General features: G+C 51.7%; 12 protein-coding genes. 7 read left to right on the top strand and 5 right to left on the bottom strand.

The window, feature by feature from the left end:
- Positions 1-34 precede the first annotated feature (34 nt).
- The 3 genes from ACO0LM_RS14575 to ACO0LM_RS14565 form a co-directional block, all read right to left on the bottom strand.
- Positions 35-931 (bottom strand): branched-chain amino acid ABC transporter permease, encoded by an 897-nt coding sequence (locus ACO0LM_RS14575; protein ID WP_422989862.1) that lies wholly within the window; start codon positions 929-931, stop codon positions 35-37.
- A 242-nt stretch (positions 932-1,173) separates the two neighbouring features.
- The gene (locus tag ACO0LM_RS14570) at positions 1,174-1,962 is read right to left on the bottom strand and encodes an ABC transporter ATP-binding protein (protein WP_423038004.1); all 789 of its coding nucleotides are present in this window, start codon (positions 1,960-1,962) and stop codon (positions 1,174-1,176) included.
- A gap of 9 nt (positions 1,963-1,971) precedes the next feature.
- Positions 1,972-3,924, bottom strand: a complete 1,953-nt coding sequence (locus ACO0LM_RS14565) for an AMP-dependent synthetase/ligase (RefSeq protein WP_423038003.1) — start codon at positions 3,922-3,924, stop codon at positions 1,972-1,974.
- Positions 3,925-4,244: 320 nt separating this feature from the next.
- Between ACO0LM_RS14565 and ACO0LM_RS14560 the strand changes: the two genes are divergently transcribed.
- Positions 4,245-4,955, top strand: a complete 711-nt coding sequence (locus ACO0LM_RS14560) for a Crp/Fnr family transcriptional regulator (RefSeq protein WP_423038002.1) — start codon at positions 4,245-4,247, stop codon at positions 4,953-4,955.
- The gene (locus tag ACO0LM_RS14555; protein ID WP_423038001.1) at positions 4,952-5,782 is read left to right on the top strand and encodes a Rossmann-like and DUF2520 domain-containing protein; all 831 of its coding nucleotides are present in this window, start codon (positions 4,952-4,954) and stop codon (positions 5,780-5,782) included. The genes ACO0LM_RS14560 and ACO0LM_RS14555 overlap by 4 nt, the downstream gene beginning before the upstream one ends.
- Here the strand turns inward: ACO0LM_RS14555 and ACO0LM_RS14550 are convergent.
- Both ACO0LM_RS14550 and ACO0LM_RS14545 read right to left on the bottom strand, forming a co-directional pair.
- Positions 5,767-7,236: a sensor domain-containing diguanylate cyclase gene (locus ACO0LM_RS14550; RefSeq protein ID WP_423038000.1), complete on the bottom strand. Its 1,470-nt coding sequence runs from the start codon at positions 7,234-7,236 to the stop codon at positions 5,767-5,769. The two genes, ACO0LM_RS14555 and ACO0LM_RS14550, sit on opposite strands and share 16 nt — an antisense overlap.
- Positions 7,237-7,520: 284 nt before the next feature.
- On the bottom strand, positions 7,521-8,072 hold the full coding sequence (locus ACO0LM_RS14545; RefSeq protein WP_422989794.1) for a glycine zipper 2TM domain-containing protein: 552 nt from the start codon (positions 8,070-8,072) through the stop codon (positions 7,521-7,523).
- A 269-nt stretch (positions 8,073-8,341) separates the two neighbouring features.
- Between ACO0LM_RS14545 and ACO0LM_RS14540 the strand changes: the two genes are divergently transcribed.
- The 5 genes from ACO0LM_RS14540 (at position 8,342) to gshB (ending at position 12,583) form a co-directional block, all read left to right on the top strand.
- Complete coding sequence (locus tag ACO0LM_RS14540; RefSeq protein WP_423037999.1) at positions 8,342-8,731, top strand: MAPEG family protein; 390 nt, start codon at positions 8,342-8,344, stop codon at positions 8,729-8,731.
- Complete coding sequence (locus ACO0LM_RS14535; RefSeq protein ID WP_423037998.1) at positions 8,728-9,756, top strand: AI-2E family transporter; 1,029 nt, start codon at positions 8,728-8,730, stop codon at positions 9,754-9,756. Before ACO0LM_RS14540 ends, ACO0LM_RS14535 begins: the two co-directional genes overlap by 4 nt.
- Positions 9,757-9,799: 43 nt before the next feature.
- Positions 9,800-10,102 (top strand): antibiotic biosynthesis monooxygenase family protein, encoded by a 303-nt coding sequence (locus tag ACO0LM_RS14530; protein ID WP_423038120.1) that lies wholly within the window; start codon positions 9,800-9,802, stop codon positions 10,100-10,102.
- 202 nt (positions 10,103-10,304) lie between these two features.
- Positions 10,305-11,603, top strand: coding sequence for a glutamate--cysteine ligase (gene gshA / locus ACO0LM_RS14525; protein WP_423037997.1), 1,299 nt, complete (start codon positions 10,305-10,307; stop codon positions 11,601-11,603).
- 32 nt (positions 11,604-11,635) lie between these two features.
- Positions 11,636-12,583: a glutathione synthase gene (gene gshB / locus ACO0LM_RS14520; protein ID WP_423037996.1), complete on the top strand. Its 948-nt coding sequence runs from the start codon at positions 11,636-11,638 to the stop codon at positions 12,581-12,583.
- The last annotated feature ends 75 nt before the right edge of the window (positions 12,584-12,658 follow it).

Raw genomic sequence — 12,658 nt, 5'->3', positions numbered from 1 at the left:
TTGATTTGCCGGTATGGCCCGTGCAATATTTCATTCAAATTCTGCGTATGATTTTTTCGCCAAACAAACCTTCCGGCCTGACCAGCAAGAACAGCAACGCCAGTACATACGGGAACCAGCCTTCTATGCCACCCCCCACCAGCGGCCCTATATACACTTCCGCCAGTTTTTCTGATGCACCGATGATCAGGCCACCAACAATCGCTCCTGGCACTGAGGTAAATCCCCCCAGTATCAAGACCGGCAAGGCTTTCAGCGCCACAAAGGTCAGCGCAAACTGCACGCCATTGCGGGCACCCCACAGCAAGCCGGCTACCAGGGCAACAAAACCCGCCACTGCCCAGACGATGCCCCAGATCTGTTGCAGGGGGATACCGACAGCCAATGCCGCCTGATGGTCATCCGCCACTGCGCGCAGGGCACGGCCTATCTTGGTCTTGGAAAACAGCAGGGCCAGGCCGGTCACCAGCATGGCGCAGATCAGGGCGGCAATGACATCAAATTGCGATACCAGGATATTGAATTTTTCCATCAGGAATTCTATCGGTACGTCATCAATCGGCAATGTCAGTTTGTGTGGTTGCGAACCCCACAGTAATTGCGCCAGGCCTTCGATAAAAAAAGTCAGGCCTATGGTGGCCATGAACAGAGTGATTTCAGGTTGATTGACTAACGGACGCAAGACGATGCGTTCTATCGCCAGGCCCAGTGCCACCATCACCAGCATGGTCAGCGGTATCGCCAGCCACAAGGGCAGTTCAAATTTTTCTGTCAGGCCGACACAGGTCAGGGCGGCAAAAAATACCATGGCTCCCTGCGCAAAATTGAATACTCCAGATGCCTTGTAGATCAGCACAAAACCCAGCGCAACCAGTGCGTACATGACCCCGGACAACAAGCCGCCAATAAACACTTCAAAGAAAAAACTGATATTCATTTCTAACTTTCAGCTTACGATAAGCAAACATGAATTTTTAACCAAGACCCCTCACCACAGAGGCACAGAGACACAGAAGAAAAACATGAGAAAATCTTTAGCTCTTCTCCAGCCTTTCTCTGTGGTGTAGCAAGGAATTCGAGTGACATGCCACTCGCTTGCGAAACGAAGACTTCTTGCAAGAAGTCTTTCCAACCTCTGTGCCTCTGTGGTTAATGGTCTTAAGTTTTCCATATTTAATGCGCCACACCCAGATAGGCATTGATGACTTCCTGATTCGCCAGCACTTCAGCAGGGGTGCCGTCGCCGATTTTTTTGCCGTAATCAAGCACCACCACGCGATCAGAAATATCCATGACCACGCCCATGTCATGCTCAATCAGCACGATGGAGGTGCCGAGCTGGTCATTGACATCCAGGATGAAACGGCTCATGTCTTGTTTTTCTTCCACGTTCATGCCGGCCATGGGTTCATCGAGCAGTAAAATTTCTGGCTCGGCTGCCAGCGCCCGTCCCAGTTCCACGCGTTTTTGCAAACCATAAGACAGGCGGCCTACCGGTATCTTGCGGATGTGCTGGATTTCCAGAAAGTCGATGATTTGCTCAACTTTCTGGCGGTGGGCAATTTCTTCTTTTTGTGCAGGTCCCCAGTACAAAGCCTGCATGAGGAAATTGCTTTTCATTTTCAGGTTACGCCCGGTCATGATGTTGTCGAGCACACTCATGCCTTTGAACAGTGCGATGTTCTGGAAGGTACGGGCGATGCCACTCTTGGCTGCCGCATAGGTATTCATGCCCTTGCGATGCTTGCCGCGATACGTGATGTCACCCTGCTGTGGCCGGTAGACGCCATTGATGACGTTCAGCATCGAGCTTTTGCCCGCACCGTTGGGGCCGATGATGGCGCGTATTTCATGTTCCTTCACATTGAAGGAGATATTGGTCAATGCCTTGACGCCGCCAAAAGACAGCGAGATGCCTTGCATGTCCAAAATCACGTCGCCGATTTTCCTGTTATCTGCCATTACTCTTCCTCACGCCGCCAGCTTTTGGGCAGAAAATGTTTTGACATCGCTGATATGCAAATCGGCACTGACCTGGCCCTGACGGCCATCTTCAAATTTGACCAGGGTTTCTATGAATTGCGAACGCTTGCCGGAATACAGGGCATCAATCAGCACAGCATATTTGTGTGAAATGAAACTGCGCCTGACCTTGCGGGTACGCGTCAGTTCATCATCGTCCGGGTCCAGTTCTTTATGCAGCACCAGGAAGCGATGGATTTGCGTGCCCGCCATCAAATCTTCACTGGCCAGGTCGGCATTCACTTTTTCCACGCAAGACAAGATCAGTTGATAGGTCTCTGCCTTGGCCGCCAGGTCGGTATAACCTGAATAGGCAATGCCGCGTCGTTCCGACCAGTTGCCGACGGCTTCCATATCGATGTTGATGAAAGCGCACACCATGTCACGCTCATTGCCAAAGGCGACGGCTTCCTTGATGTAGGGGAAAAACTTGAGTTTGTTTTCGATATAGTTGGGGGCGAAGATGTCGCCCTGCCTGAGCTTGCCGACATCGGCAGCGCGGTCTATGATTTTCAGGTGTCCATCCTGATCAAAAATCCCAGCGTCGCCGGTATGGAAGTAACCTTCTGCATCCATCACTTCTGCCGTGGCATCTGGCCGCTTGTAATAACCGGTCAGCATGGCATCCGACTTCACCAGCACTTCTCCATTCGCGGCCAGTTTGACCTCGACACCGGGGGCTGCGGCACCAACGCTGTCGAACTTGATTTTGCCATCAGGTTGCAGGCAGACATAGGCACAGGTTTCGGTGGAACCATACAACTGCTTCAGGTTGACACCGATAGAACGATAGAAACGAAACAGGTCAGGGCCGATGGCGGCACCAGCGGTATATGCAACCCTGACGCGGGATAAGCCCAGCACATTCTTTAGCGGTCCGTACACCAGCAATTTGCCTAGTCCATAACGAATTTTATCGATGAGTGCGACCGGCTTGTTATCCAGGATATCGGCACCAACGCGGCGCGCCACTTCCATGAAATGTGCAAACAGATGACGCTTGACGGTACCGCCATCTTCCATGCGTATCATCACCGTGGTCAGCATATTTTCAAACACACGCGGTGGTGCAAAATAATAGGTGGGGCCGACTTCGCGCAAGTCTGTCAATACGGTTTCGCTGGATTCCGGACAGTTCACCGTGAAACCTGCAGCCATGGCCTGTGCAAACGAAAACAGATGATCACCAACCCAGGCCATCGGCAGATAAGACAGGATGTCTTCATTTGCAGTCAACTGGTCAAACTGCATGCCGCCTATGGCGGCTGTCATGAAAGAACGATGGGACTGACATACCCCTTTCGGTTTGCCGGTAGTGCCAGATGTATACAGCATGACGGCGGTGTCATCCGGTTGGCCCAGTTCCACTTCCTGCATGAAAAATTCGGGATGTGTCTGATCATAAGCGCGCCCCAGCTCTTGCAGTGCCGCATAGGAAATCAATTCGGGTTGATGATAATGACGCATGCCACGGTCATCATCAAAGGCAATGTGTTGTATGCCTGCATAATGCTGTTTGATTTCCAGCAGCTTGTCGACCTGTTCCTGGTCTTCAACGACAGCAAAGACGATTTCTGCATTTTCCAGCACATAGGCCATGTCGGCGGCTGGTGCATCCTGATACAGCGGCACCGGTATGCCGCCCAGGCATTGGGCGGCTGCCATGGCCCAGTACAGGCGTGGACGGTTGTCGCCGATGATGGCCAGGTTCATGCCGCGCTTGAAACCCTGCGCAGCCAGGCCGCAGGCGAGCGCACGCACTTCAGCATTCACCTGTTGCCAGCTCCAGGTTTGCCAGATACCCAGATCCTTTTCGCGGAAAGCCGGATGCGCTGGTCGTGTTTTCCCATGCTGTAGCAATAGTCGCGGGAAAGTCGAATTTGCTGTTTCTTTTTGAATCATGTCTCCACCACTAGCCTTGTCTCATATACTGATTTTTATGGGCTTGTTGTCCTGTGAGTTTCCTCACCTCCCCTTACGGCAAACTTACGCTTCTTGCGTAGTTTATCTGGGGAAATTATTGCGGAGCGCCTGTCGTGGCGAGATTGAATGATTTGGACGTGAACCATCCTTCAGTGTTAGCTGTAGGGGGAAAACCTCGCTTACAATGACTCCGTATTTCTTTTTGTTGATGGGATAGTAGTCTCTTCACGAACTACGGGTTGTCATTCGACGGACAATCTCGAAGAATGAAACAATTATCGGTGGTGCGTTGCACAAATATGACAAAACAAATTGGCGACCCAAAAGAGCGTTTTAGCAAAACCATGTGGGCCCGCATGCTGGCGCCGGAACATATGCAAAAGGTGGAAGAGGAAGTGATGGAACGCTTCATCCCTGCCGGTGGCTATGTCTGCCGCAAAGGCGACCCGGTAGAGTATTGGATGGGTGTCGTCGACGGCTTCCTGAAAATGAGCAGCATCTCGCCAGATGGCAAGACCGTCACTTTCAGTTGCATGTTGGCGGGTGGCTGGTTTGGCGAAGGCTCACTGCTGAAGACAGAAGCGCGCCGCTATGATGTCGTGGCTTTGCGCGATACCCGGGTGGTCTATATGCCGCGTTCCACTTTCACTTATCTGCTGGATAACAGCATTCCCTTTAACCGCTTTCTCTTGCATCAATTGAATGAAAGACTGGGGATGTTTATTTCCCTGGTCGAATATGACCGCATGCTTGATCCAGATACCCGTGTGGCGCGTTGTCTGGCGGCGATGTTCAATTCTTACCTGAACCCCGGCAGCAGCATGCAGATCCAGATTTCCCAGGAAGAGATAGGCTATATCTCCAGCGTGTCGCGCCAGCGCGCCAATCAGGCTCTGCAACTGCTGGAAAAGAAAAAACTGTTGAGTGTCGATTATGGCGGCATCACCATACTTGACCTGGATGGCCTGCGTCGCTTTCCAGAAGAGCCTGCGGATGAGCCAGCAGCATGAAGACCCTGAATGTAATCGGGGCCGGCAAGGTCGGTAGCGTACTGGCAAAAAATTTTATTGCGCGGCAGGTTTTTTCGGTTCAGCAAGTCATGAACCGCACGCTGCACAGCAGCCAGGCAGCGGTAGCCTGGCTGGGTGAGGGAACTGCGGTGGATGCGCTGCATCACATGCAGCCTGCCGATGTCACCATGCTGACGGTGACGGATGACCAGATTGTCCCGGTTTGTGCGGCAATGGCCGCAGCCGGTTTGCTGCACGCAGGCAGTATCGTGTTTCATTGCAGCGGTGCCAAGGCATCGACCGAATTGCTGGCGGCCATGTCAGCCGGCGCGGCGGTCGCCAGTGTCCACCCGGTGCGCAGTTTTGCCGACGGCAAGACTATCGCGCCGGAGTTTGCTGGCACCATCTGCAGTGTGGAAGGTGAAGCCCGTGCCCTGGCCGTACTGCTGCCTGCCTTGCAGGCGATAGGTGCGCAAACGGTAGAGATCAGTGCCGACCGCAAATTGCTGTACCACGCAGGGTCCGTGTTTGCCAGCAATTATCTGGTGACCCTGATGGAAACCGCCTTGCGCAGCTATCAGGCCGCCGGCATACCCTTCGACCTGGCACAACAGATGGCGGCACCACTGGCCAGGCAAACGCTGGATAATGTATTTGCCATGGGAACCGTGCAAGCGCTGACCGGCCCGATAGCTCGCGGTGACATGCAGACCGTGGCCCTGCAACAAAAAACAGTGACTGCCTGGGACCAGGCTGCGGGTGACTTATATCAAGCCTTTATACGCTTGACCCAGGATGTGGCGGCCCGCCGTCATTCAGAAAAATAAACACTGTTACGGCCATTTTCCTTGGCTTGGTACAGCGCCTGGTCGGCGCGTTCAAACACGCTGTCTTCGGTATCTTTGTCACGGCATTCTGCTACCCCCATGCTGACGGTAATCGACAGTCGGGTGCGGGTCAGGTCTGTGGTGCGTGAAAAATCATTGTTGGCAATTGTATTGCGCAGATTTTCGGCGATTGAAGTGGCTTTTTCCAGCGTACAATTTTTCAGCAGTATCAGAAATTCTTCGCCGCCCCAGCGGCAGATGATGTCGCTTTCCCGCAGTGAGCGCTTGGCGATCAGGGAAATTTCCTTCAGCACATGGTCACCCACCAGATGCCCTTGCTTGTCATTGATAGTCTTGAAAAAATCGATATCCAGCAAGACCACGCACATGGGCTGGCGTGAGCGTTCACCATCCAGCAGCGCTTGCTGAAAGACAAAATCAAATGCCTGGCGATTCAGCAGATTGGTCAAGGTATCGGTGGAGGCCGATTTTTCCAGACGTTTTTGATAACGTCTTACCGTCACCAGCAAAATGATCAAGACCAGGATCGTGATACCTGCGCTCACCCCGATATTGATGAGAAAGACATTTTGCAGCGGTTTGATTTCATTGCTGGTTTCCTGCTCTACCAGCAGGTGCCAGCCCAATTCAGGGATGAAACGGGAATTGACCAGCATGGTTTCATTTTCGGCCTTGTATTCCAGGTGCAGGGATTCACTTTTGCGGTTGCCCAGTATCTGTTGTGCCAGGCCGCTGATGCCAGGCATATTGCTGAGATTGCTGCGTATCTTTTTCATGTTGTTGCCAGCCAGGGCGATATTGCCTTTCTGGTCGACGAAAAAGATATTCCTGTGGAAACGGGCCTGATAATTGTCGATCAGGGTCTTCATGGTATCGAGCGTCATGCCGATCCCGGTGGCACCGATGAATTTGCCAGAATAATCGACGATACGGTAATTGATGAAGATGGTCATGGTGTCACGATTGGCCATGTCGGCATCTACATTGGTTTCGTAGTCTGTTTTCAGGTTACGGATACGAAAAAACCATTGATCGCGCGCTTCGGTCGCGCTGACGGCTTTCAGCACGCCATCGGCAGTGTAATACTGATGACTTTGCTCAGATACCAGAAAGCTGGAAATAGCGTGATTCTTGAGCTTGATTTCTTTCAGGTATTTGGCGATCAGGTCCTTGTCTTCTTCACCGTTGATGATCCAGTCACGCAAAAACGTGTCATGCGCCATTTGTGAAGAAACAAATACCGGGCGCAAGATATCTTTTTGAATTTCGGAATACACATTGTCGCCAGTGATGGGCAAAGTCTGTTCGGATATACCCTGCTGTATGGCATCACGGGATACGACAAAAGACGCCACTGTAGTGGAAACAAAACCAGCAATCAGGATCAAGGATAGCCATACCAGCAGACCATATTTTTTTAACATTGTTTGCATGAATGATAGACGGAGCGTAAGCGTGAGGTTTGCCGCACGATAATACTATAAACCCATGCAATTTCAGGGGTATTTGCTTGCCTGTCACGGGCATAAATCATCAGTTTGATGCCTGATGCCGTTAAATTTAAGTTGGTGCCTGGCGATTATTCCTCATTTTAGGTACGTGGCTGTCATTACCAGGTTTTTTTCATATCGATGCCTTTCGTATCTCTGCCTCTGTATCCATGGAGCACGAAAAAAATGCCGCTGATCGCGGCATCTTTTTCCAACGTCCAGCAAGCTTAAGGACGTGGCGTCAGTGAAACATGCAGACGCAGGCGTGAACCCGGGTCATAGGGCATGACGGACGTATAAGTGCGGTTCTGGTATTCATAGGTAACGGCATAGCCATTGGTCCGCGATTCCCAATGGTCTATATTGCGACATTGACGTACCGGACGGCTTTCATAGACTGGCTGGTTATTGTTGTAATTATTGTTATTGTCATTATTATCAACGCGATCGCCGACGATCGCACCAGTCAGGGCACCGGCCGCAGCTGCTGCAATACGGCCATTGCCGCCGCCGACCTGGCTACCCAGCAAACCGCCGGCGATACCGCCGATGATGGCACCACCGCTGCTGCGTTCAGCCTGCCTTTGTGGCGCCTGACGCTGGCTGGTTTCGTATTCGGTACGGCATTCCTGGCGTGGTACATTGACTTGCTCGACTTGTGGCGTGACGCTGACGACACGTGCAAAATCATCAAAGTCGGCAGCATAGACAGCGGGAAGTGCCATACCCAATGCCATTACGGAAGCCACTTTGGACAGTGTATTGAAGGAAATAGTCATGTTTTACCTCTTTTGACGTGGATTGTATGCAAAACCGCTGTATTTGCCCGTGTTCAGGCTGATCACAAGGCAGCCGGGGTCGATCAACAGTCATGGCGAATTTGCTTTGGTCCTGTGATAGTCTCTATTTAACGTCTGAACTCAAAAAAAGAAGACATAAAAGTGTAAGCGTGTGTTTCAAAGGGCTTCTTGCACTTTAATTAATTGCCCTCATATGCAGCCTTCGTGTGCGTATTTGCTCATTTGTATTGATCCCGATTGGAGACTGTATGCAATTGCTTTGGACTTCCTGGCTGACCGTCGCGGTACTGGGGTTTTATATGTGGATAATCTATAAGGTCGGCCATGCCCGTACCCAATTTCAGATCAAGGCCCCCGCCACCGATGGCCCGCCTGAATTTCTGCGTGTCTTGCGCGTGCATGCCAATACAGTGGAGCAAATGGTTCTGTTCTTTCCAGCGTTGTGGCTATGCGCAATCTGGGCTGGCGATAAATTGGCGGCAGCCATGGGTCTGGTCTGGATGGCAGGGCGTTGCATGTATGCCATTGGCTATTACGCCGATGCCAGTAAGCGTTCCATGGGATTCATGATTTCTACTTTGGCTGCCATGGCCCTGTTGCTGGCGGCGATGACTGGAATGAGCGGGGTACTGAAATGAAAGGCAAATCTTTGCTGGTGTCCAGCCAGTTATCTGCGTCGGTATGGGCGTCTTATGTGTTGGCGGCCATTGCCTTGTTGCTGGTCTTGAAAGCCGGCCTGGTGGTGGCCCTGTTTTCCGGCTTGCTGGTGTTTTCCCTGATACACGTCATGGCACCCGCCATAGAGCGGCGCTTTAAACACCGCCAGCCGCGCATGATCGCCGTGGCATTGTTATCATTTGTAATGATTGTCGCTGTCATCGTGGTGATCTGGGGTGTGCATGTCTTCTTGCGCAGCGATGCCGGCAACTTGCATAATTTATTACAAAAACTCGCGGACATCATCGAAGCTTCACGCAGTCAACTGCCGGAGTGGGTAAGCACCAACTTACCAGAAGATGTCGATGATTTAAGAACTATCATGACCCAATGGCTGCGCGAACACGCTGGCGAAGCGAAGCAACTGGTGCCAGAAGCCGGTCACCTGATCGTGCATTTGCTGCTGGGCATGATCATCGGCAGCATGGTTGCCTTGCGTGATGCCAGTGGCGACCGTAATAACAAACCCTTTGCCGCTGCCATGTTGCAAAGAATCAGCAACCTGAGCCAGATTTTCCATAAAATCGTTTTTGCCCAGGTACAGATATCCTTGATCAATACGGCAATGACGGCTATCTATCTGTTCGCAGTGCTACCCATGGCGGGCATACACTTGCCGCTGACCAAGACCATGATTGCCATCACCTTTGTGGCGGGCCTGATACCGGTGGCCGGGAATATCATTTCGAATACCGTGATCGTGATTGTCGCCTTGTCTCATTCACTGAATGTAGCCATCGCTTCACTGGTATTCATGGTGGTGATACATAAGGCAGAATATTTCCTGAATGCCCGCATTATTGGTGCCCAGGTGAATGCCCGTGCCTGGGAATTATTGACCGCCATTCTGGTGATGGAAACCCTGTTTGGCGTGCCTGGGGTAGTGGCGGCACCGGTTTTTTATGCCTACATCAAGAAAGAACTCAGTGATCGTGGTCTGGTTTGATGTTGGCAGAATTTTATTAATTTCAATGATTAAAAGGTAAATGATGATATTGGAAATCGCCGATCTTCGAATCCACGATGGGCAACAGGCTGAGTTTGACGCCGCCATACAGCGTGGTCTGGCAGAAGTAATACAGCATGCCAAAGGCTTTCTTGGTTTTAAAGTCAATAAATGCATAGAGTCACCGGAACGTTATGTCCTTATAATTCATTGGGCAACACTGGAAAACCATACGATAGATTTTCGTCACTCTCTGGCCTTTGCGCAATGGCGTGCCATCGTTGGCCCTTATTTTGCCTCCGCACCAGTGGTACAGCATTTTAACTTGCTGGCAGAGTCAAGCTGAGCCTGACGGATTTTTTCTGGCAGTATCTGGTGAGCCTGACTTGATTCTGGCCATTTCATCCCAAGCTTAGGCAGCGATACCGTGCGGCATTAGCCTGGCGCGGTGTCGTTGGCTTTTGTTGTCATCTGTACGTGTTGTGCGGGATATGTGACCATGGAAGCAAGTCAATTTGGCAAAAAACCTGCACTACTAAAAGGTCATTATGGTTCCGCATCTCGTCACCGCTCTCAACGGCCCCCTGCTCGATCTCGAAAAGAAGATACTCGAAGCCACTCCTGCGATTGAACGCTGGTTCCGTCTCGAATGGCAGGAACATACACCACCTTTCTATTGTTCCGTCGATTTGCGCAACGCCGGTTTTAAACTGGCACCGGTAGACACCAATTTATTCCCGGGCGGTTTTAATAATCTGGCATCAGAAATGCTGCCGCTGGCAGTACAGGCGGCGATGGCGGCGATAGAAAAATATTGTCCGGACGCCAAGAACCTGCTGGTGATTCCCGAAAGCCATACGCGCAACGTGTTTTATTTGCAAAACATTGCACGCATGATGCAAATCTTCCGCCAGACCGGTCTGAATGTACGCCTGGGTTCCCTGTCGGCTGATATTACCGAACCGACACCGATTGATTTGCCGGATGGTAGCCAACTGGTGCTGGAACCGCTGGAACGTTCTGCCAATGGCCGTCGCCTGGGCCTGAAAAATTTCGACCCCTGTACCATCTTGCTGAACAATGATTTGTCAGCAGGCATACCGGCAATACTGGAAGACATCAACGAACAAACCTTGCTGCCGCCCCTGCATGCAGGCTGGGCTTTGCGTCGCAAGAGTAATCACTTCCATGCGTATGATGAAGTGGTCAAGAAATTCGCCAAGATGGTGGATATTGATCCCTGGATGCTGAACCCCTATTTTGCCAAGTGCAAGGACGTGAATTTCCACGACCGCAGCGGCGAAGATACGCTGGTGGCGACAGTGGATACCATCCTGGCCAAGATACGCAAAAAATACAAGGAATACGGTATCAAGGAAAAACCTTTCGTCATCGTCAAGGCCGACGCCGGCACCTATGGCATGGGTATCATGACCGTGCATGATTCCAGCGAAGTGCGTGACCTGAATCGCAAGCAGCGCAACAAGATGTCCGTCGTCAAGGACGGCATGGAAGTCAGGGATGTCATCGTGCAGGAAGGTGTCTACACCTTTGAACAGATCAATGAATCGGTGGCCGAACCGGTGGTGTACATGATAGACCGTTATGTCGTCGGCGGCTTTTACCGCGTGCATGAAGACCGTGGTGTCGATGAAAACCTGAACGCGCCCGGCATGCATTTTGTGCCACTGGCTTTTGCCCAGCAACATGCGGTGCCGGACATGAAAGCCAAGCCGGGTACGGCAGCACCAAATCGTTTTTACATGTATGGTGTGGTTGCGCGCCTGGCTTTGCTGGCAGCGTCACTGGAGTTGGAAAAGACTGATCCCAACCCCGAAGTGTACTAATTTCTGATTCGTCACCAATATTGAATATTGCCATGAAAATCGCTTTCCTGACCGATCCGCTGTCGCAGTTCAAGACATATAAAGATTCCACTTACGCCATGATGGTGGAGGCGGGCAAGCGTGGCTATGCGGTATATGCATTCGGCCCCGATGATCTGGCGCTGGAAAGTGGCAAGGTGGTCGCGAATATCCGCCGCGTCATCCTGACTGGTGACAGCCATGACTGGTACCGTCTGGAAGCAGCAGAAGCGCTGCCCCTGAATGCCTTCGATGCGATCCTGCAACGCAAGGACCCACCTTTCGACATGGAATACATTTATTCCACCTATCTGCTGGAACTGGCTGAGCAGCAAGGGGCCAGGGTATTCAACAAACCGGCAGCGATACGTAATCATAATGAGAAACTCAGCATTGCGCAGTTCAGCCAGTTCACTGCGCCTACGCTGGTAACGCGCGACGAGCAAAGAATCCGGGCCTTTCATCGTGAACATCAGGACATCATCCTGAAGCCGCTGGATGGCATGGGTGGCACCGGTATTTTCCGTATCCGTGAAGATGGCATGAACCTGGGCTCTGTCATAGAGACACTGACCGTGAACGGCAGCCGTACCATCATGGTACAGCGCTATATCCCTGAAATTGTCCATGGTGACAAAAGGATATTGCTGATTGGTGGCAAAGTGGTACCGTTTTCGCTCGCACGTATCCCGCAAAATGGCGAGGTCCGTGGCAATCTGGCTGCCGGTGGGCTGGGCGTCGCACAGGAATTGTCAGCGCGCGACCTTGAGATTGCACAGACTTTGGCACCTGAACTTTATCAAAGAGGCTTGTTGCTGGTAGGATTAGATGTAATTGGCAGTAACCTGACCGAAATCAATGTCACCAGCCCGACCTGTTTCCAGGAAATTACCCAGCAAAAGGGATTCAATGTTGCTGCTATGTTTATCGATGCGATGGAAGTCGCTGTTGGTGACCATTAGTGACCGTTAGTGGCAGGTAAGGACGGGTAATGGCAGGTAATGCCGCTTTGGCCGCTTTGCTGAATACCCGGATAG

It is taken from the genome of Undibacterium sp. Di26W, from assembly GCF_049340265.1.
Taxonomy (GTDB): Bacteria; Pseudomonadota; Gammaproteobacteria; order Burkholderiales; family Burkholderiaceae_D; genus Undibacterium.
This window is presented reverse-complemented; position numbering and strand designations above follow the sequence as displayed.